The organism is Pseudidiomarina sp. (assembly GCF_048267825.1).
GTDB lineage: Bacteria > Pseudomonadota > Gammaproteobacteria > Enterobacterales > Alteromonadaceae > Pseudidiomarina.
Genome location: NZ_JBLWWR010000002.1, coordinates 216,127 through 237,260, shown reverse-complemented (window position 1 = coordinate 237,260; position 21,134 = coordinate 216,127). Strand labels below are relative to the sequence as shown.

Sequence of the window (21,134 nt, the reverse complement as noted above, 5' to 3'; positions counted from 1 at the left end):
ACTACCAATCATACCGACTAAACGAGTCCATATTCTTCCAATGTGGCGTAAGCTTGGCGGTGCCAGTAATTAAACGTACAACGCGCTCTGACGTGTTTCTGATTTTGTATTCTTCTGGAATTTCACGTTCTGTTCCTGAGAATACATCGCGCGGGGCGGTCGCAATTCTTACGCCTTCTATCAAGGTGTCAGCATCTAAGCCAGTTAATGCAATCGCGCCAGTATCCAATGCCTCAGGGCGTTCAATCGAGCGACGCATCGTTACTGCTGGGAAGTTCAGTATCGAGGATTCTTCACTAATTGTGCCGCTGTCTGAGATTGCACAAAAAGCTTCCATTTGAAGTTTGTTGTAGTCAAAGAATCCGAACGGCTTCAAGAAGCGAATACCGTCGCTAACTTTATCTAAGCCTAGTTTTTCAAGGCGGTTGCGTGTGCGCGGGTGCGTTGACACAACGACTGGATACCCAAAGGTTTCATGTAAGGCATTTAATGCTTCAACTACTTTTGCAAGGTTCTCTTTACTATCCACGTTTTCTTCACGGTGCACACTCACAATAAAGAACTTGCTGGCCTCTAGCTCAAGTTGGTTCAATACGTCCGAGTTTTTAATCGATTCAAGTGAATGTTCGAGCACTTCGCGCATTGGCGAGCCGGTCAGGTAGATAAACCGGTGCGATAGCCCTTCGCTAATTAAGTGACGCCGCGCATGCTCGGTATACACCAAGTTAAAATCTACCAGATGGTCAACTAGCTTACGGTTAATCTCTTCTGGTACGTTAGCGTCAAAGCTTCGGTTACCCGCTTCCATGTGGTAAGTCGGTACTTTCATCCGCTTGGCCATAATGGTTGCGGTGGCACTGTTCGTATCACCAAGCACTAAAACTGCATCCGGCTTTTCTTCGAGAATTACCTGTTCGGTTTTAATTAAGATTTCACCGAGGCTACGGCCTAAGCTTGACGTATCGACGTTTAAGAAATGATCGGGCTGACGTACGCCAAGCTCTTCAAAAAATACGTCATTGAGTTCGTAATCGTAGTTTTGTCCGGTGTGCACAATTTTATGATCGACAACTTGGTCCAGTGCGGCCATAACACGCGATAGACGAATGATTTCTGGGCGCGTCCCCAATATCGTCATTACTTTTAATTTCTTCATTTTTTCAACTCTCGCGGTTGTGCCACTGGGCTTGCATAGGTATCAGGGTTTTCACGATCGAATATTTCGTTTGCCCACAACATGACAACCATTTCGTCATCACCAACATTGGTAATGTCATGGCTCCAGCCTGGCACAGTTTCGACGATTTCTGGATTCTCACCATCGGTAAAAAGTTCATAAAACTCATCGGTCACCATATGACGGAAACCAAAACAGGCTTTACCTTTAATCACCAAAAATTTTTCTGTTTTAGTGTGGTGATAATGACCACCGCGAGTAATACCCGAGTGTGCAGTGAAATATGAAAATTGTCCGGCGTCAGGTGTTTTTAACATTTCAACAAACACGCCACGCTCGTCACCGTATTTCGGCACGCTATAAGTAAATTTGTCTGTCGGTAAATAACTCACGTAGGTTGAGTAGAGCTTCCGAGTAAAGCCCGTTCCAACACGTTCAGAAATTAGCGTATTGCGGCTTTCTTTAAAAAAGTTAAGCTGCTGCGCTATATGCCCAACGGTTTTTGTGTAAACGGGCCCTGCTTGTACAAAGCCCGATGCAGGCGGCATTTTATTGGTTCGAATAGCATTAACAGCGTCTTGCACACACTCAAGCATCATTCGTACAACATCATCTACATAGACAAGCTGCACTTCGGCAGTTTCATCGTGAACTTGAATGGGTATATCTCGAATGATGTTATGGCAAAAGGTAGCAACCATCGAGTTGTAATTCGGCTTGCACCATTTACCAAAGACATTTGCTAATCTAAAGATGTAAACAGGATTACCCGTTTTTTCTGACAAACTCAACAACGCATCTTCGGCAGCCTTTTTGCTGCAGCCATATGCGTTATTCCGATCGGCTTGAATCGACGAGCTGAACACGATGGGAATAGCGCGCGCTTGCTGTTTCACTGCTTCGCATAACGCGACAGTTAAATCAGCATTTCCAACCTGAAATTCATAGTCATCTTTAGGTCGATTAACACCTGCTAGATGAATTACTGCATCAACCTTATTAAGCAGGTGAGGCAACTCATCTATTTTATTTTCGCGGGTAAAACTAATCACCTCAATATCATCTATTTCGCCTAAATGAATAATGAGGTTTTTACCGACGAACCCGTTTGCTCCAGTAATTAACAACTTCATGGCGTTAACCTTCTGGACTGACGTATTTGCCAGCGGCAAATGCATTCATAAAGTCGAGTTTTCGCAATAATTGTTTCATACCTTCGACGTCTAAACGTTCGGTATTGTGTGAGTTGTAATCTTCTATTTCCGATATGTTGGTATCGCCCTGCTCAACATACTTGGCATAATTTAAGTCACGCAGATCTGGCGGTACGCGGAAATACTGCCCCATGTCTTCTGCACAGGCCATCTCTTCTCGCGATAATAATGCTTCGTAGAGTTTCTCACCGTGGCGTGTACCCATGATATTAATTGGATACTCTGTTCTATTGATTAGCGACAAAATAGCCTGCGCCAATGTTTCAATTGTTGCTGCGGGTGCTTTTTGTACAAAAATATCACCATTTTTGCCGTGTTCAAAAGCATAGAGAACAAGGTCAACCGCATCATCCAGCGTCATCATAAAGCGCGTCATTGATGGGTCAGTAATAGTAATAGGCTTGTCAGCCCTGATTTGGTCAACAAACAGTGGAATAACAGACCCGCGAGAGGCCATAACATTCCCATAGCGCGTACCGCAAATGACGGTTTTTGTCTCGTCGACATTCCGCGATTTAGCCACCATCACTTTTTCCATCATGGCTTTTGAAATGCCCATTGCATTGATCGGATAAACCGCTTTATCTGTGCTCAAGCAAACAACGCGTTTAACACCGTTTTGGATAGCAGCTTCCAGTAGATTTTCGGTACCTACAACGTTCGTTTTCACCGCTTCCATAGGATGAAATTCACAGGATGGTACCTGCTTCAGTGCCGCTGCATGATAAATATAGTCGACACCGCGTGTCGCATTCAGGATACTTTGATAGTCGCGCACATCACCGATGTAAAATTTTAGCTTCGGATTGTTGTAGGCTTTACGCATATCATCTTGTTTCTTCTCGTCGCGACTGAAGATGCGAATCTCGGCAATATCTGTATCGAGAAAACGACGAAGAACCGCGTTACCGAAAGAGCCTGTGCCGCCGGTAATCATTAATACATTATCTTTAAACATAGTTTGCCTATTTTACCCTGACATAGGTTGGTTGTTTGATCTCATTAGCGGGAATGACCAGTTATGAAGTATTTAGCTTTTTACACTGATTAAAATATCAAAAACTAGGTTCTCGTTTAATCGCTCGATGCTACCATTTCTAAATTTCTTATCCAAAACGCTCTAACAAACTTCTGAACATTGTTAGATTAGCTTCTTCTATTTCTGGTCTCGCAAACTGCTTGGATGCCCACGTGCTAATATTTTTTCTCATTGTTAAATGATCAGCACTGCTGGCAGCAGCCGTTTTATTTATTGCTTCAACAAATTTTTGGCGGTTATCTAATGCCACATCCCAACCGAGACCCAACTCTTCAAGATTCCTCCAAGGCGTTTTATCTGATATCAGTACCGGAAGGCCAGCGCATAAAGCTTCAACAATCGCATGTCCGTAATTCTCCCCGAGTGTGGGAAGAAAGAAAAGATCATAATCTGCAAGAGTGCTGATCACCTTGCTTGGCTCAAGCATACCTCGATAATTTGTCTTTATTCGATTAGGAAGCTTGTGAATCAATTTCTGGCACTGCTGCCAGTAAGAGTCATCTTCAACTGGACCAAAAATATCAAACTCAATTTCAGTTGCCGCATCACTCAAGACATCCAGCGCGAAAAGTAAATTTTTCTTCTCAGATATTCGAGAAAGAAAGGCAACTCGTAACTTATCGCTATCTTTCACTCTACATATTTTCGGAGACTCAACATTTGGAATATTCTCAGCTATTACAATATCGACCTTATCTCCAAATATTTCTTTAATATCATCTCTTTCATGCACAGTGGAAGCGTGAAAAACAACATTCTTGTGCAAGAGCAGCAATTTATAAACTGCAATATATGATTTCTTCTTTAGGTATCGAATACGAAGTGCACCATCAGAAAATTCGCCTCTGGGTGCAATTAAAACCTTTCTGTTAAATAATCTTGCTAGCAGCTGCGGTACTATTGAAAACTTTACTGAGAAAAAACTATTTATGTACAAAAACGAGTACTTTTTATCTCGTACTAATGCGATTAGCTTGGATAGCCCGTTTGAAAAATAGAATACATTTGCTTTTCCTACCGCTTCCCAGCTATTTTTGCTCACACTATGAAACCGATATTTGTCTCCAATATCTCTATCGGATGTCACTATATCAAAAGATATGCCATGAGGGGATATTTTGTTAACAATGTTCTTTAAAGTTTTAATTGGACCACCAGCACGCTTAGCTGGAAGATAGTACGAAGTAAATACTAATATACGCATTAAAAAATCAATTCCTTAAGTCCTTCATAAAACTAAGAATGCCATTGAAAAATCTATACCGGCCACGAAGAAGTAGGGTCGAAGCACTCATAAACCTGTAAAATAAATTCATCTGAGTCATTGCAAGTCTGCGTTTACAAATATCAATTAATAAGTTGAGCCGGTTAGATACTATCAGGTAATCAAAGTCTTCTAAAAAAACAAAATCATTTCTATGTCGATCTATAAATTTGCTCATAACATTGTAATTCTCTAGTTCTCGTAACCTCAGATCATAAGAACTTCTGCTCGATATAAAATTTAACGGATTTCCCTCTTCCTGATTAAGCTTATCGTCAAATGTTACAGTGGACTCGTGACGTCGATAATCCGCAAGACAGTTATTAATAATTACTTTTCGGCCCAATAAGATCGACCACTCATTAAACCAGTTATCATGGCCCGCGGTCCACTCTGAAGGGATTGGTGTAACCAACTGAACAAGCTCTTTTTTTATCATCATCGCCATACCCGTAGCGTAGGCTCGATTTAGATTTCGTTGAAACCTTAGCCGTTTAAGTTTGGTATCCCCAACTCTCTTCAAATTTCCGTTGCAAAACCAAATATCATGCATCAATAGCAGATTATCACCAATGCTATCCATGCATACTTTCACTTTATCTTCAACCCAACTGTCATCTTGGTCACAAAGAAATATAAAATTACCACCTGCATGGCTCAAAGCGATATTGAAATTTTCTTTATAACCAACATTATTATTGTTTTTTATTACCTTTATCTTAGAACAGGATATCGATCCAATTACCTCTAATGTGCGGTCGCTAGAGTTATCATCAGAGATAATTATTTCATCAACCTCGACGCTTTGATTCAAAATACTTATTAATTGTTCTTTCAGATACTTTTCACCGTTATATGTAGCTATAACGACTGAAATTTTACCGTCCTTCATTGTTAAGACCTTTAAAGCAAACTAGCATTACAATTCCCCAAACAATCATTGTGGAATACATATAAAACGTATTACCGTTCGAGCCGCTGTAGAGCAAAACCCCATAATATGTGAATAGAACTTTAAGGTAACCGAAATCATTATTCGAAATTGAGTTTATGATTAAAAATACAGATGGAAGAAGTATATAAAGTATCGCAATAAAAGCAGCCAAAAACCCAAACTTCATTAGAACGTCTAAATATTGATTCTCATACATAGATTGGTTTAGCTCTTTTGTGTCGCCAAAGCCCTTCCGATATTCGCTATATGCCGGACTTTCATACCCCAATCCCGCACCAAACGGCAGATGAGCTTCTGCTTCATGAATAAGAATCTCTGCCTGATCTTTTCTAATGGATACCGTATTAAATGATTGAGATTGGTTAAAGCCTTCAATTTTTTCCTGAACTAATCCAAATAAACCTAAGTTTACGATCAATACAATCATAGATATTGCACCAGCTATACCAATTAGGAAATGGCCTAAATGCAAGCGCAATTTTAGAAAAAATCGCATGATTATTTCGGATGCAATCAACGTTAAGAATAGTAACAGTATAAAATATTGAGTAATCGACGCCGATAACCCGATAGTTACTATTAAAATACCAATCAGTAATCGTCGTTTATAAAAAAATATCTCTATGCCTAGACAAAAAATTATCAAAGAAGTGAGGTTACTATAAACTTTTAAACCATTTTCAGCTGCGCCCGCAAATCCAAATGCATAACCCAACCGTCCCACTAGCGTTGTATCAAAGAAAACGTGAAATTTAGGAGATAACAATGCAGCAACATAGATAAAAATATGTGCTGTACATATCAAAAATACAGAAAAATTTATTTTAGCCAGAACATTTCTTAAGGTTCCATAGTTTAACGTGCTGATCAAAACATAAGGAAACAGAAAATAATAAATGGAGAAATAATTATTTCGCAGCATGTGCTGTAGGCTATTACCTTTTAACGCACCGACGTAAAACGAGATATGAAATAAGAAAATCACAATGAGGAAGTATAAGAAATAATCTCTTTCCCAAGCTCTTAAACCACGCTCAAAGACGACTATAAACATTATCAGTAGAATTGAAAAATAAAGAAATTTCCCTGCCGTGAAAAACGCCAAAGAAAGAATAAGAGAGTAGAATAGGAATTTATTAAACCAATCTTGTTTCATAGAACTTAGTTAAAATAATATAGAAACAAAGACTCAACGGCAGGGAGAGTGCGGAATGAATACCTAAGCCGAACTTTAAAAACACTATCATAAGGAAGCCATTTAGACCCACGCTCACAAATATGAATACAATCATTCGCTTTAAATGACCTGACATCTCGAGTGACTTGTGGAAAACTAAAGCAATTTGAGCTAGAACGGCTGAGAGCAAGCTGTATATTTGTAACTCAATCGATGAGATTCCAATTCCATTAATCACATTAGGCCAGACCACATTCATAGCAAGCAGTGAAACAAATCCGAGCAAACCAATAGCGACTTGTATATATATTATGTGTCCACGAATTTGGTAGAATTTTTTTAGTAACCCTCGGTTGAATAAGTTCGAGAACTTGGGGTGGCTCCACGTAACTATAAAAGAAAGCATCACGGTAGTGATGTTAAAAACCACGTCATGCACTCTAACAAAGGAATTTAACAATTCAAGTTCATCAGATATTAATAAAATATACCTGAACGTCATATTGTTAAATGTATAAAACAATATCCAAACCGCGATCGGAATAGAGAAATTTAATATCTTTTTGAATTCAGGTTTTGAAAACGCGGATAAAGATATCGTCCCCAAAGGCCGTACTGCCCACTTAATGAATAGTCCAATAGGTATCAAAAATGAAATGGATAATATCCAAAGTGCACTCGAACCGTTTGGTTGTACTTTATTGAATGCAAATACAACCACAATAGTTGAAATAAAAATTAAAGACCTAGCTATATTGGATATTAAAAATAGTTTAGATTGCTCACTTCCTTGAAAGATTGAATAAAGGACATTTAATAAAAACATCATCGCAGTGAGGAATACCAACAGACGATAGTCATCTAGTATTACAAATAGAACTGCTAGAAAACTAAGAACAATTAGAAAGAAAAATACCCAAGTACTATTAAACTCAGCATCAGTTTTATTCCCTGGGAAGTACCTTAAAAACGATTGTCCTAACATGCTCGAACAAGTCAGAGACAGCAACGTTGCGGTAGCAAATCCATTTGAATAAAGAATATAATCATTTGGGCTTAATATTTTCATCAAATAAATATTTGATATGAACATTAAAACCGCTGGTATAACTCGCGCGAGAAAATAGAACATCAAAGGAATTAATTCCTTTGGGTTCATTAATTGCGAATTTAATTTAATCAATTTGTACCCAATTTTCTACAGCTGTAACCTATGGCCAAGAGTCAATCACTATTGTTTCGTAACGTTCAAGTGTCGTTAAAATAGGGAGTGTGCTAATTAACGAAGAAGGACTTTTTTATACGCTTTGGATATCTAATCGAATGTCTAGGAGTTACGTGGATAGTAGCGAATTAATACATAAGCCATCGAAAGGAAAGAACCTAAAATTCCGCCTAATATAACAATGAGGAACCTTGAAGGTTTGTGCTTTTCTTCGGGAATGATTGCGGGGTCTAATACCTGAAACATATACTCAGACCTAATATTGGCGAGCATTAATGTTTGTAATTGACTTTCTATTAGATCATACAACCCTTGTTGTATTGTACTTAAAGATGTCGATTCAAGCTGTTCTTCCAAATATTTAAGGCTAGACTCTGCGTCTTTTATATCTCTTTCACGCATAGTTTCATTGATCGTATAAATTAAAGAATCAACTGTATTCTTCGCAAAAATTGGAGATTCGTGTTGCACAGCTATTCTTATAAAGCCGGTTTCACTTTCCTGTCTAATAATTAAATTACTTTCTTTAAACTCAGTTACGTATTCCCAGCTTGAAGGTTTAAGATTTTTCGGTGGTTTTACATCTCTCACCCACTTTTTCTCGTTGGGGTCGTAAATTTCGTCATCAAAAATCAAATTTTCAGAAGGGCTCCATTTCTCCACAGCCATAATCTCAGGAATGATATCTTGAGTCTCGATGTATTCTCTAAGAAAATTATGGGATTCTAGGAGTTGCAATGCAATCTTTGTTTTATCTGCGTTCCCACCGGATCCTAAATCTATACCAGCAAGGCTAGCTAAGCCTCCTAGCTGTCCAATCATTTTTGTTATATTACTATTGCTCGATTCATCATGCGGCGCGACAATCGCTTCAGCTTTATATATATTGGGTAGAAATAACGAATATGCGATAGATATGATCACAAACGCCCCAGTGATTACTACAATAAGCTTCTTGCCTAACCATAAAGTTGACGCAACTTTTCTTAAATCGATTGCTCCATCAGTATTAATATCGCGCTTGATGTTAGTCATTTATCACACTCTTTAATAATATTCGATTTTGATTAGAGTTAAATTGCAGCCAATGCGGCGAGCGCAACACCGATCTGATACACAATTTGCGTCGCTTGTGACCAAACCGTTAAACCGTCTTTATATTGTGTATCTAATGGCACCACAATGGTATCGCCAGGCTCTAAACGTTTATCATTTCCTAAACCGAACCAACCGCCATTTCCCAGCATTTCGATACTACCGTTTGATTTAACGATGAAAATTCGCTCTTCGTCCGCTTTCTTACGAATACCCCCTGCGCGACGAATGTAATCATGCGCATTTAAGCTTCCGTCGTATACATAGGAGCTAGCCATTTGAACTTCTCCGATAATATTCACCGTATTGCGACGATTCGGTATCACTAACCGGTCACCATCTTTAAGTTCAATGTCGTCTGAAACGTCGCCGGAAATTATTTGTGGCAAATCAATAATGAGTCGCCCTACCGGCTCGACATTCATCAAATCCGTTAACAACTGGCGAGTTTCGTTGTAGCTGCGCGTATTATTTTCAGAGCCAGTAATCGCATTAGTGGCAATCTCTTGTTGTAACTGCTGCGCCAGCACTCTCATGCGCTCTTTTTCTAGAGTTTTAAGCTCTTCGCGGGTGAAAATAGCTCCCTGTGGGAAGGCATAATCGGTAAATCCACCAGCCCGTTCAACCAATGCTGACAAGGTTTCACCACGGCGAACAGTATAGGTGCCAGGAAAACGTACTTCGCCTTTTAACGTTACTTCAACCGTGTTTTGCCATTCCGGAATTTGGAATACGTGTAGGCTATCACGACCTTTAAGCTGCACTTGTTCGCGACCGGCTAAGCTTTCGCGTAAATTTACGGTCACATAGTCGGTTTGTGTTTGCCCATCAACAATTGACGAGCGGGTCACTTCTGCGCGGTCTAGGTACGCCGACTCTTTGAAGCCACCTGCAGCAGAGATCAAATCCATTTCGCTGGCGTTACGCGCTAACGGGTAAATTCCTGGATAACGTACCTCACCGGTAACGCTCACTATTGGTAGTTCGCGATCGTAACTGAACTGGTTACGTAGTTTTGCTAATATCGGCTCAAGCAAATTATTGCGAGAATACAGCGCATACTCTTCTATCTCGTCACCTTCATCTGTGTCACTGCTTGAAAATAACCCTTGCAGCTTCGATGCAACTTCTGATTCGCCAAAGGTACCCTCTTCTTCGTCTTTTTCCTCAACACCTGCTAATTCACGATAGTACTTCTTGCGGTATTCACGCAACAGCTCTTGCCGCTCTTTGCGCTCTTTCTCGCTTTCGTTCAATATCCAATCGCTTAATAGCAGCTTCTCGTCGGAAGCATTTTCGTACCGCGAGAAAATAACAACCTGATCACGTGGCAAGAGTTCTATATTATCTTGCGTTTGTCCCGAAACCGCGGCGGCTACATCAAACTGATAAATATCAATATCACGGCGCAAATTACGTTCACGCACTACTATGCCGTAGCCCAAGTCGGCGATGCCCAACAACCCACTGCTTACGTTTTTAATAATATTATTTATGCGAATTCCTTCGCGCCATTCATAATAGCCTGGGCGCGCCACCGCGCCGACCAGCATGATGCTTTGGTTCATTTCATCTGAAACCGCACTAATTTCCACTTCATCACCATTACGCAATTGAATGGCGTTTGCCGCATCTAAATCAACGGTTTGGGTAATACGCTTACTGCCATCAATACGTTTAATCCGAATGGAATCGGTATATGCACCAGCTTTGGTGCCGCCGGCAAGCTGAATCACTTCCTTTAAACTACGTTCATTTCTCAACTCATAAATGGCAGGGCGTAACACTTCACCATACACGCGCACCATGTCACCGCGCGGTGGAATAAAGACAATATCCCCCTGCTGCAACAAACGGTCGCCGGAGGGGTCGCCTTTAATCAAGAAATCGTACAAATCAAGTGTAGTTAGGGTGTTACCATCGCGCTTTAATTGAATATTTCGTAGCGAAGCGATATCCGATACCCCACCACTCACAATCAACGCCTGCATCATGGTGGTGAGCGAGCTGACCGTGTAAGTACCTGGCTGATAAGCTTCACCCATCACATAAATTTGGATACTACGCAGCTTCCCCATCGAAACCGCTGCTTGCATGCCGATCATTCGGTTCGCGACTTCGTTTTTTATCAAAGCTTGAACATCGCTAAAGCTTAAACCGGCTACCTGAATAGGGCCCAACTCAGGAATTGTAATACGCCCTTGGCGGTCAACAGTAAATTCGTAATCTTGACTTTCTTTGCCATAGAGTTGAATGCTTACTGTGTCGCCCGAACCCACGGTATAATTCGACGGCACTGGCGCATGACTAACGGGTGCAAACGTTGTTGGTTTACCGGCAAAAAGTTTATAACCAAACGGCTGCAAACTTTTATCACTCACATCGAACTGCTTTTCGAGATCGTCTGGGGTGGTTTGTTCCCGCTGCTGATTATTCTTGTCCCGCGCTTCCATAATTTCTGGATATTCTTGACCGGCCGTGTCTGAGGCTTTATTACTTGCGCCTCCTTCCAGCATACTCAAGTCAAAACCGTACTGGCGCGCCAGCATTTCTTGTTGACTGCGCGGTAGCTTTTTAAATTGCTCAATCTGTGCTTGGCTTATGGCTTGTGCATTAGCCGTCGACAGCGGGTTTATTGCCGCCGCAAACAAGAGTGACGCAGCCATGGCTGTGATGAGAAGTTGTTTGATAATGCCTTGCATTATCTGCTCCTTATGATGCTTAATATAGCTTGCCGTTGTTAATATTATGTTCCAGACACGCTACCGCCCATAGTTTACGGTAAACTAAAGCCCGATGTGCTCCGCGAATACTGAAATATTAAGGTTTAAATAGACAATAAATACATGTGTAGTTATTGTAATTTTGTAAATAATACTATCACGCCTGGTTAGTTGTGAATACCGCCAATACCCTCTTATACAAGCGTCTGCTTCTTATTTAGCCAGTACATTTTGAGCGCCGACTTTGCATGTTGATGTTCGTTAACTCTGCTCAATCTGGGTATAGTTAACGCTTGCACAAACCTGCTGATTTAACCTGTCTAAAAAACAAAGCAACGGCTTGCGCCATGTAATTTAAATCACTTTCGCCAAGAAGAAGCCGTTAAATGGGCCATCATTTAATATGACGCTATCACCTGGCTTCTGGCGCTGACTTTACTGTTATCATCTGTTGCGTATTTAATTGTTGCATTTCAACGATAAACTAGTCATTCACTTCGGTAAGTTTATGACCAAATCGTAGTAAGTGAAGTACACCTAAAGTATTTTTAATTTTATGTATGTTTTCTAATCCCTCGGGTAACTGTACAACCAGATAACCGAGAAACAAAATGCCTCTTCACTAACACCCCGCTTGTCTCGGCGTAGATTGCTCCTACCGTGAAGGCTGCAACTGCTGACCGATCACATGCGTTTAATTATATTATTAGTGCTGGGATCAAACACCATGCTGCGGTTTCCATCAATAACATCAAGAATATCGACTGCGCACTTTTTGCCTTTTTCAACACCTGGCTGGTCAAAGCTATTGATTCCCCAAATAACTCCCTGCGTAAACACTTTGTGTTCATAAGCAGCAATTAGTGCGCCAAAGCTTTGTGGGGTTAGCTCATCGACATACAACAAGTTGGTTGGATGACCTCCTATATAGGCGTTGCGAGGGTCGCCCGAACTTTGAGCACCTTCCCACATAAGTTTTCTATGGGCTAAGCAATTACTCACAGATAAACGTTGTTGTTCGCGCAATGCGCGTTGCACATCGCTGCTAAAATTCGGCGCTTGTCTGTGTAATACCGCAATGAAGTCTGCAGTAAAGTGATCCCAGCCTTGGTGCAGATGCTGGAAAAATGCATGTTGACCATTTGGCCCGTAGCCCCCCCAAATAATAGGCCCTGTCGGCGCGTTTAGCGGCTGATTATCATGCGTAGCTTGTTTGCCATTACTTTCCATATCAAGTTGTTGCATATAACTTGGGAGATAACGCAAACGGCCATCATAGGGCAAAATAGCTAGGTTATTTATACCACGCACTTCGCGGTTATAAATCCCAATAAGGGCCAATAACATAGGAATATTTTCAAGAAATGGAGCCTTGGAAAAATGGTCATCCATGGCCTTCGCACCTTCTAACATTTTACTGAATTGGTTTGCTCCAATGGTTAACGCTATCGGTAAACCAATAGCCGACCACAAACTATAGCGCCCGCCAACCGAATCAGCGAAGCTCAATTGTTGCGCTGGTGGAATCCCAAAATCAGTCATGCCCTGACTGTTGGCGCTCACACCAATCACATGCCGTTCTAGCCATTGGTGTTCAGTTAATTTTGGTTCTAACCAAGCTTTTACGGTGTTGACATTGGCGAGCGTATCAATTGTGCCAAAGCTTTTACTCGCGATAATAAATACCGTGGTTTCGGGGTTCAGAATCGGGAGCACGGCATAAAGCTGCCCCCCGTCCATTGAGCTCACAAAATGTGTGTGCAGCGTGTGCAGGCTGTTATCGTCGGCAAATTCTTTCAAGGCGAATGAGCCCATCATGGGGCCAAGGTCACTGCCACCAACGCCAATATTTACCACATCAGTAATGACTTTACCTGTAGTACCGAGCCACTGACCACTGCGTAACTCTCGCACAATCTCAGTGAACCGGTTTTTTCCATTACCAGCTTTCACCACGTTGTGAATACTTCGGTTCAAACAGTGGCTTACTTTTCGACCTTCGGTTTTGTTGTCAAACTCACCTGCAAGAAGTTCTTTACGTAGCAGCTCAAAATTTTCGGGAAGCCTGCGCTCCGCAAGCTCGTTTAGTTGCTTTTGGGTTAAACCTTGAAAACTAAAATCAAGGTTTAAAAGGTCCGTCTCTATGCAATAGAAATTATTTGCTGGAGAATTATTTACCATTGCACCAACTCCATCATAAATATGTCCAAATACCAATTTTTAAAAGGGCATTAATCAGAACCAAACAAGTCACGTGTATAAACGCGGTCCGCTACATCATGAAGATCGACTGTTAATCTATTTGATACGATTAAACAACATGCTTCTTTGAATTCATTTAAATCCTTTATAACTCTCGAGTGAAAAAATGTTTCTTCTTTCAATACTGGCTCATACACCACTACCTCAATCCCTTTGGCTTTCAGGCGTTTCATAATGCCTTGCACGGCCGATGCGCGGAAGTTGTCCGATCCTTGTTTCATGACCAGGCGGTACACGCCCACCACTTTCGGATTGCGGCGCAGTATGTCTTCGGCAATAAAGTCTTTGCGAGTGCGGTTGGCATCCACAACAGCACGAATCATATTCTGCGGTACTTCGTCGTAATTCGCCAGTAACTGTTTGGTGTCTTTAGGCAGGCAGTAGCCGCCATAGCCAAAGCTGGGGTTATTATAGTGGTTGCCTATGCGCGGGTCTAAACACACGCCTTCAATAACCTGACGGCTGTCTAAGCCATGTACTGCGGAATAGGTATCCAGCTCATTAAAGTACGCCACGCGCATGGCCAAGAAAGTATTGGCGAACAGTTTAATAGCCTCGGCTTCGGTGGCATCGGTAAACAGGACATTAACGTCTTTTTTGATGGCACCTTGCTGCAGCATTTGCGCGAATGTTTCAGCGCGTGGTGAACGTTCACCGACAATAATGCGCGACGGGTACAGGTTGTCGTACAACGCTTTACCTTCGCGCAGGAATTCTGGCGAGAATATAATATTGTCGGTTTTGAATTTAGCTTTTAGCTCGTTGGTGTAGCCCACTGGAATGGTTGATTTAATCACCATCACGGCCTGCGGGTTATGCGCCAATACAGATTCAATTACGGCCTCAACTGAACTGGTATTGAAGTAATTGTTCTTGGCATCGTAATCGGTTGGCGTGGCAATAATCACCCATTCCGCGCTTGCGTAAGCTTGCGGATCAGTGGTTGCGGTCAGGTTTAAGCTTTTGTTGGCTAGAAAGTCTGCGATTTCCTTGTCTTCAATGGGGCTTCGTTTGCTATTTACGGCATCCACGCGGCTTTGCTGAATGTCTACAGCGGTTACTTCGTGGTGCTGCGCAAGCAACACCGCGTTCGATAACCCAACGTAACCGGTTCCGGCTATTACAACTTTAGCCATGCTTAAATTCCCTCTTTAGTCGACATTTTCTTAGTCCACGTAATATGGACTACGCTTATCGGTTGCGCCGAATAAGCTAAACCCACGGCCGAGCATTTGGCCTCCGTCGCGTGTTATCGGACTCCAGCCAATACTGCCTCGGCCTGCACTGTGACGCAACTGAATCAGGTCAAACGGAATGCTGATATAAAAGCCTTTGGTGAAGCTGCCTTCGCCATATTCCTCGGCCGACACATTGGTTTTCGCCGCATAGGCGCCGGCGATAATACCGCTTTTGAATTTATGCTCAAATGCCACTTGCACACCACGGTCGCCGGCCAGGAACTGCCCTGCTGCCACCCGTAACAAGGTGTTTGGCATAAAGCTCGGGCGCCAATAACCGGTTACATGGCCTGTGATTACGTCATAATCACGGAAGCCAAAATGATTTTCCCAGTCGCGCTGGCGGGCATAGTTCACGTCGACGCCAACGGCCCAATTGCTGTCGAGTTCACGATACAACAACTCGCCGCCAAAGCCGCCAAACATTTCTTCTTGATAACCGACATAACCAAACGCGAACAGGTCTTTACTCAGCTGTTCTTGATGCCCAATGGCCAAATTGCGCAAATAAATGTCTGAGCTGGTCACGTATTCACGCACGTAAGTACGCACACGTGGCAACGGGCCTTCTTCCTGGCCACCAAGGAAATTAAATTTGTCGTAGTTATCAAGAATACGTCCACTCACCGTCGTGTAAGCAAAGGTGTTCCTACTTAGGCTATAAAAAGCGCGCACATCTAACCCTACTTGGTACATATAAAAAGCTTCAGGCCCACCGAAGCTTTGATCAATATAAGGTTTCACGCTCACGGTTGGCATTTCGGCGAATTCAAATTCACTGCCGTACAAGGTTTCACCTGGTGCCTCGGTTACTTCGCTACGGCTATAGGCCTGTTGTGTGGTCGCATTAATGGTGCGGCGCGCGATGGCATCTTTGAAAATTTCGGCATCAATGTTGTCCTGCGCCAATTTGGTATTACCCGAAACAGTCACAAATTGGTAAGTTTCAATGTTTTCCGGGGTTTCCGATGCCAATACACGGCCTAAGCGCTCAAGCGCGATTTCGCTGTCACGATAGCGCGCTTGATTGCCATAAAGGGTCAAGGTTTTCTGTTCTTCGTTTAGCGCTATTTCGCCAACCCAGGTACTGGCTTCTTCACTTATGGCGCTGCGCAGCTCGTTCAGCTGTTCTTGCTGCTTGAGTTCTTCAATGCTGGCAACCTTGGTTGGTTGGAGTTCGCGCGGCGGAGTGTCCAGTTTCGGCTGCGTCATTTGATCAAAATTGGTGCGAATGGTGAAGCCGAACATAAGCGTGTTGCCACGTTCGTAGCTGAATTTCAGGCTCATGTTACGGCCAAGATCATACTCAAGCCCGTAGTTCCAACGCGAATCCTGCGGCATGGGCACGGTTGAAGGCTCACGCATGTAATTGTTGCTATCGTATTCAACTTTTACGGTCAGTGGGTCCCAGGGGGTTTGGTATTCCAGACCACCGAACCAAGCGGCGTTGCCTTTAAACCATTTATCCACCTCAAAGCTGCCGCCTCGGCCTGAGAAACCGCTTTCACGACGGCAAAACTCATCGGCAAGTTCACAAAACGGGTTGTTGATGTTGCCGTTTTTGCCTAAGTAGCCCCAACCAATACCCGCAGTGAAGTCGAAGTTACCGAAGCGCTTGCTCGCGGCAACATATTCACCGGCAAATAAGCCTGTACCGGCTAAATCGCGGATACCCACGCTGGTTTCAGGTACCCAGCGCGACTCTTCAGTCAGGCGGAATTTGAAATCTACGCCACGGTCTTTATAAGTTTGATCGCCCGAAAAGCTCTCATATGGGCTGTAGCGACGGGTGCGAATGTCGTTGTAGCGTAGCGTGGCTTCTAACCATGGAAACACCTGCAGGTTAATGGCCCAGCGGCGGTATTCCTCGGAATCAAAATAGGTGAATGCGAATTCGCCCACATCGGCATGACGGCCACTTGGCATTTGCAATAAGCCCCAGCTACCGAAGTCATTGGTGCTTGGCTGTTGGCGTTTATGCAATTCACCCAGCCATAACATGGGCGGTTCCTGTTTATCTTTTATGTATTGACTCAAGGTGGTGAAATGCTCCTGCTGGCTTATTTGCGGCTGCATGGGGTTCCAGTAGCGCGCCAGCTCAATCATTTGCTCGTTGATATGTTTGTAGCGGCTTGGCAGCTTGCTGGTATCAAACAGGGCAACAACTTTTGCACCGGCAGAAAATTCTTGCTGGTAGGCATTGTGTGGGTCAATGTACAGGGTTTGTACGTCACCGGCGGCGGTGATTTGCACCACTTTTTCTTGCAGCGTAATGGCTTCAAAGCGCTGCTTGAGTTTTTCGGCAACGGCGGTTTCACGCGCGGTGAAATCCGGATGATAGGTCATTGCAAACGGCACCCACACGGCACCAATAATTTGCAGGTGCTCAAACTGGTGCTGCTTGATGCTCGGTAGCAGCAATTGATAGCGGTCGGCAGTGAGCGCTGGGTTAGCATTTAGAAACAAGCGCGCTTCGTCGTAGCTGCTGGTTAGTGCGCTCTTTTTGTTGATATCAACGCCAAAGGTGATGCTCTTCGGGCCTTCCTCAACGTGGCCACGCCCGATAGGCTCGGCGCCAATAAGCGGCCAATTCGCCACTTGCACGGCGACACGGCCAGCAAGCTGCGCGTAATTGTGTTCGTCATTGTCGCGAAAATGCGCTTGCAGCTGATACAGTTGCTGAGTGAGTTCGCGCTGCTGCTGCATGATTTGGTTTTGCATGTTAGCACTAACGAGCCGCACGCCGGGCCAAAATATTTCGGTTTGACTGATTTGTGCTTGTTCATACACTTGGTGCAGGCGCGGGGTGCCTAAAAACTCAAGTTGCTTCTTTTGCGCGGGGCCTTCAATTTTGATGGCGACTTTTTGTTGCTGGCTTGGTTGTTGCTGGCTTGGCTCTTGGGCTGACTCTTGTGCATTGGCACTAGCGCTGGTGGCGAGCACGGCGGCAATCACGAGCGTGCTCAGCGTGTTTGCGGCCTTGATAAAACGGCGTTGGTTCATTCGTTCACTGCCTTCAAGTCATTCGCGTAGGGTTTCACTTCTTCAATTTCAACATAACCGGTGCCTGGCGCCACAAATTGGCGTGACTTCACGGTGCGACCGGTTTTTTGCTCAACATAGAAGATATTGGTGAACAGCTCGCTGGTTTCTTCAATTTTGTATACGGTGAGCTCGGTGGTGTCGGGATGGGTCCACTGCTCGGTGCCAAGCACGGCGAATTCGCTGCTGTAGGTTAGCACGGAATCTTTCAAGTTCTTTTCGGTGGCGCTGGTTATCCACACTTTACGCTGCCACATGGTTGGGCACTGGCTGGGTTCTTTCAGGTTGCGCTTCAGGCAGACAAGCGGATCGGCATCCAAGTTGTCGGTGTGTGCGATGGCATCACTGATGTTCACGCTACCGATAAAACGGCCATGCCGGGTGTGGATGATTTCATCGCCACCGGTACGCCACTTGAGTACGTTGTCGTCGTCAAAGGCCAGCGCCATGAGTGCGCGAGGACGGTTGTCGACACGAATATATTGCGCGGCATACGGATAATCCTTAATTTCTTGTATGCTCAGGCTTACGTCATCTGGCGTTTCGAACGCGCGTTGGGCGATTTCGACGTAGTTTTTTACACGCACACTGCATCCGCTAGCGGTGGTTACTAGCAAAGCGATAATGGCTGCTTGTTTGAGCATTTGGGATGGCTTACGCTGGGTTGTCATGCTTCCGCTTCGTTGTTGTTTTCGTTATTTTGATATGCTGGTTATGTGCCACGAATAGTAGCATATTTGTTGCCTGTTCAAAATAAAAAAGCCGCGGGTTTACGCCCGCGGCTTTGACATTTTTACTAGCTCTAACTTAGTTGGTGCTAGTAGTAGTGCTAGTGTTAGTTTGCGTCACCGGAGTTGGTGGTTTTGGAGCTACGAAGTCGTCGTCGTCGTCAGTTGCAACAACGAGTACCGCTGCAGCAGCTACACCAGCAGCTACCATAGCGCCAGTAGTATATGCTACACCTGAACCAGATGCGCTGCTACCACCAGCAGAACCAGCGTCTTGTGCAATAGCGGCTGGCGCAAGCGCCATCACTGCTGCAGCAAATAATGCTGTTAAAGTTTTCATAATATACCTCTTCCATACTATTGATTGGCCAATCAGCCCACTTCTATGTGGGTGATTATCATCAAATTTAACAGCTTGTTATGGGACTGTAAAGATGATTTTTGTAAGCTTTTTTCTTTAAAAGTGGAAGCTGCCGGTTAATGCCAAGTAGCTATTATCACTGTCTATCAGGGTATAACCAGCACCCAAACTAAACTCTTGAGTGATAAAGTAACGACCGCTGACCGTCCACTCTTGATCGCTGTCATCGTAAATGTCGACGTGCCGCACATTCGCGTCCACTTCAATGTCATTGGTTAAGCGCGAACGTAAGCCGATTTGTGCATTCCAACCGGTATCGTCTTCGCTGTAGTTACCAAAACCTGACGATTTCACTTCGGCATCGTTATACACCAAACCGCCAGCTACGTAGCCCACGGTGTTACCCATGTTATAAAACTTATAGCCAACGTTGCCGTACAGGCTTGCAGATTCCACGTCGACCGCAAAGCCACCGGCATTGTAATCATCGCTGGCATAGATGTACTCAGCGCTGAAGAACCAATCTGGGTTGATGGACATGTTCAAGTGCGCGCCTGCGCCGTTGAGAGTTTCTCCATCAAGATCATAGCTAATGTAGCTAACGCCAAGCTTGTCGAAGCTTGGAGCCTGTTGCGCATGCGCTGCGGTGGTACCCATTGCAGTAGCCATAACCGCAGCGATGGTCGAAACTTTAAATAATGTTTTCATTTTTGTAGTCCTTCTGTGGAGTTCCTATCCACAGTATAGACTCAAAATGAGCGTGCAGTATTCGCTCTGCACTCTATTTTGCTCTTTATTTACGTACTGTTGCTAATCTTGCTTGTGTAAATGCACATCCATTTGTGGGTATGGAATGCCGATGTCGTTTTTGTCTAATGCGATTTTAATTTCGCGCATCAGATCCCAATACACCGGCCAATAGTCGGTGCTGTTCACCCAGGGGCGCACAATAAAATCGACCGAAGAGCTATTCAGCGCATGCACTTGAATATTCCAAGCCGGGTCTTTTAACAGGCGGCTCTCCGCTTTCAACACGTTTTCCAGTACTTCTTTGGTTTTGTGCAGGTCTGCGTCATACGACACACCAATCAGCAAATCAACGCGGCGCGTGTCTTCACGGTTGTAATTGGTGATGGGCTGGCCAGTGATTTGCGCGTTTGGCACAAACACCACTTTATTGTCCGGTGTTTTCAGGATGGTTTGGAAGATATTCACTTCTTCCACGGTACCCGACACACCGCCTGCGTCGACATATTCACCGGCGCGGAATGGGCGGAACAGAATAATCAACACGCCTGAGGCCATGTTCGACAGTGAGCCCTGCAGCGACAAGCCAATGGCTAAACCGGCGGCACCTAAAATGGCAATAAATGAAGTGGTTTCAACGCCAACTTGCGACAGCGCCATGAGCACCGCGGCGATGAAAATCACTGAGCGCACAATGGCGCCAAGGAAACTGATCACGGCTTTATCGGTGCCGCGCTTTTCCATGCCTTTGCCCATCAGGCCTGCAACTGAGTTCGCAATAATCTTACCGGCAATCAAGATGATGATTGCGACAATGAATTTTACGGTATAGCCGAGAATCAATTCTTGGTTCTCGCTAATCCATGTCATGACCTGTTCCATGTGTA

At 43.9% G+C, this 21,134-nt stretch carries 16 protein-coding genes; all 16 read right to left on the bottom strand.

Annotated features, from left to right (window positions below):
* Position 1 precedes the first annotated feature (1 nt).
* Positions 2-1,156, bottom strand: a complete 1,155-nt coding sequence (wecB, locus tag ACN0UN_RS04015) for a non-hydrolyzing UDP-N-acetylglucosamine 2-epimerase (RefSeq protein WP_417658833.1) — start codon at positions 1,154-1,156, stop codon at positions 2-4.
* Entirely contained in the window at positions 1,153-2,310 is a 1,158-nt protein-coding gene (gene wbjC, locus ACN0UN_RS04010; protein WP_128351276.1) for a UDP-2-acetamido-2,6-beta-L-arabino-hexul-4-ose reductase, read from the bottom strand. The genes wecB and wbjC overlap by 4 nt, the downstream gene beginning before the upstream one ends.
* 4 nt (positions 2,311-2,314) lie before the next feature.
* Positions 2,315-3,349: a polysaccharide biosynthesis protein gene (locus ACN0UN_RS04005; protein ID WP_417658832.1), complete on the bottom strand. Its 1,035-nt coding sequence runs from the start codon at positions 3,347-3,349 to the stop codon at positions 2,315-2,317.
* A gap of 148 nt (positions 3,350-3,497) precedes the next feature.
* On the bottom strand, positions 3,498-4,634 hold the full coding sequence (locus tag ACN0UN_RS04000; protein ID WP_128351278.1) for a glycosyltransferase: 1,137 nt from the start codon (positions 4,632-4,634) through the stop codon (positions 3,498-3,500).
* 7 nt (positions 4,635-4,641) lie between these two features.
* Positions 4,642-5,586: a glycosyltransferase gene (locus ACN0UN_RS03995; RefSeq protein ID WP_128351279.1), complete on the bottom strand. Its 945-nt coding sequence runs from the start codon at positions 5,584-5,586 to the stop codon at positions 4,642-4,644.
* Complete coding sequence (locus tag ACN0UN_RS03990; protein WP_128351280.1) at positions 5,573-6,805, bottom strand: hypothetical protein; 1,233 nt, start codon at positions 6,803-6,805, stop codon at positions 5,573-5,575. Before ACN0UN_RS03990 ends, ACN0UN_RS03995 begins: the two co-directional genes overlap by 14 nt.
* Positions 6,786-7,895 (bottom strand): hypothetical protein, encoded by a 1,110-nt coding sequence (locus ACN0UN_RS03985; protein WP_220445650.1) that lies wholly within the window; start codon positions 7,893-7,895, stop codon positions 6,786-6,788. Before ACN0UN_RS03985 ends, ACN0UN_RS03990 begins: the two co-directional genes overlap by 20 nt.
* 258 nt (positions 7,896-8,153) lie before the next feature.
* Positions 8,154-9,086, bottom strand: a complete 933-nt coding sequence (locus tag ACN0UN_RS03980) for a Wzz/FepE/Etk N-terminal domain-containing protein (RefSeq protein WP_128351282.1) — start codon at positions 9,084-9,086, stop codon at positions 8,154-8,156.
* A gap of 38 nt (positions 9,087-9,124) precedes the next feature.
* Positions 9,125-11,848: an SLBB domain-containing protein gene (locus tag ACN0UN_RS03975; protein ID WP_417658831.1), complete on the bottom strand. Its 2,724-nt coding sequence runs from the start codon at positions 11,846-11,848 to the stop codon at positions 9,125-9,127.
* Between the two features lie 705 nt (positions 11,849-12,553).
* Positions 12,554-14,050, bottom strand: coding sequence for a glucose-6-phosphate isomerase (gene pgi, locus ACN0UN_RS03970; protein ID WP_128351283.1), 1,497 nt, complete (start codon positions 14,048-14,050; stop codon positions 12,554-12,556).
* A 50-nt stretch (positions 14,051-14,100) separates the two neighbouring features.
* Positions 14,101-15,267 (bottom strand): nucleotide sugar dehydrogenase, encoded by a 1,167-nt coding sequence (locus ACN0UN_RS03965; protein ID WP_417658830.1) that lies wholly within the window; start codon positions 15,265-15,267, stop codon positions 14,101-14,103.
* A gap of 30 nt (positions 15,268-15,297) precedes the next feature.
* On the bottom strand, positions 15,298-18,372 hold the full coding sequence (locus ACN0UN_RS03960) for a YjbH domain-containing protein (protein WP_417658829.1): 3,075 nt from the start codon (positions 18,370-18,372) through the stop codon (positions 15,298-15,300).
* Positions 18,369-19,082 carry a YjbF family lipoprotein gene (locus ACN0UN_RS03955; RefSeq protein ID WP_339877533.1) on the bottom strand — a complete coding sequence of 238 codons (714 nt, stop codon included), beginning with the start codon at positions 19,080-19,082 and terminating at the stop codon, positions 18,369-18,371. Before ACN0UN_RS03955 ends, ACN0UN_RS03960 begins: the two co-directional genes overlap by 4 nt.
* 136 nt (positions 19,083-19,218) lie before the next feature.
* Positions 19,219-19,479 (bottom strand): hypothetical protein, encoded by a 261-nt coding sequence (locus ACN0UN_RS03950; protein WP_417658828.1) that lies wholly within the window; start codon positions 19,477-19,479, stop codon positions 19,219-19,221.
* Between the two features lie 117 nt (positions 19,480-19,596).
* Entirely contained in the window at positions 19,597-20,208 is a 612-nt protein-coding gene (locus tag ACN0UN_RS03945; protein ID WP_417658827.1) for a porin family protein, read from the bottom strand.
* Positions 20,209-20,310: 102 nt separating this feature from the next.
* Complete coding sequence (locus ACN0UN_RS03940) at positions 20,311-21,129, bottom strand: mechanosensitive ion channel domain-containing protein (protein WP_417658826.1); 819 nt, start codon at positions 21,127-21,129, stop codon at positions 20,311-20,313.
* Positions 21,130-21,134: the final 5 nt, after the last annotated feature.

Coding starts and splice junctions, on each gene's coding strand:
- ACN0UN_RS03955 (WP_339877533.1), bottom strand. CDS start 19,082: ATGACAACCCAGCGTAAGCCATCCCAAATGCTCAAACAAGCAGCCATT.
- wbjC (WP_128351276.1), bottom strand. CDS start 2,310: ATGAAGTTGTTAATTACTGGAGCAAACGGGTTCGTCGGTAAAAACCTC.
- ACN0UN_RS03985 (WP_220445650.1), bottom strand. CDS start 7,895: ATGAAAATATTAAGCCCAAATGATTATATTCTTTATTCAAATGGATTT.
- ACN0UN_RS04000 (WP_128351278.1), bottom strand. CDS start 4,634: ATGCGTATATTAGTATTTACTTCGTACTATCTTCCAGCTAAGCGTGCT.
- ACN0UN_RS03975 (WP_417658831.1), bottom strand. CDS start 11,848: ATGCAAGGCATTATCAAACAACTTCTCATCACAGCCATGGCTGCGTCA.
- ACN0UN_RS03980 (WP_128351282.1), bottom strand. CDS start 9,086: ATGACTAACATCAAGCGCGATATTAATACTGATGGAGCAATCGATTTA.
- ACN0UN_RS03995 (WP_128351279.1), bottom strand. CDS start 5,586: ATGAAGGACGGTAAAATTTCAGTCGTTATAGCTACATATAACGGTGAA.
- ACN0UN_RS04005 (WP_417658832.1), bottom strand. CDS start 3,349: ATGTTTAAAGATAATGTATTAATGATTACCGGCGGCACAGGCTCTTTC.
- ACN0UN_RS03940 (WP_417658826.1), bottom strand. CDS start 21,129: ATGGAACAGGTCATGACATGGATTAGCGAGAACCAAGAATTGATTCTC.
- ACN0UN_RS03990 (WP_128351280.1), bottom strand. CDS start 6,805: ATGAAACAAGATTGGTTTAATAAATTCCTATTCTACTCTCTTATTCTT.
- ACN0UN_RS03945 (WP_417658827.1), bottom strand. CDS start 20,208: ATGAAAACATTATTTAAAGTTTCGACCATCGCTGCGGTTATGGCTACT.
- pgi (WP_128351283.1), bottom strand. CDS start 14,050: ATGGTAAATAATTCTCCAGCAAATAATTTCTATTGCATAGAGACGGAC.
- wecB (WP_417658833.1), bottom strand. CDS start 1,156: ATGAAGAAATTAAAAGTAATGACGATATTGGGGACGCGCCCAGAAATC.
- ACN0UN_RS03960 (WP_417658829.1), bottom strand. CDS start 18,372: ATGAACCAACGCCGTTTTATCAAGGCCGCAAACACGCTGAGCACGCTC.
- ACN0UN_RS03950 (WP_417658828.1), bottom strand. CDS start 19,479: ATGAAAACTTTAACAGCATTATTTGCTGCAGCAGTGATGGCGCTTGCG.
- ACN0UN_RS03965 (WP_417658830.1), bottom strand. CDS start 15,267: ATGGCTAAAGTTGTAATAGCCGGAACCGGTTACGTTGGGTTATCGAAC.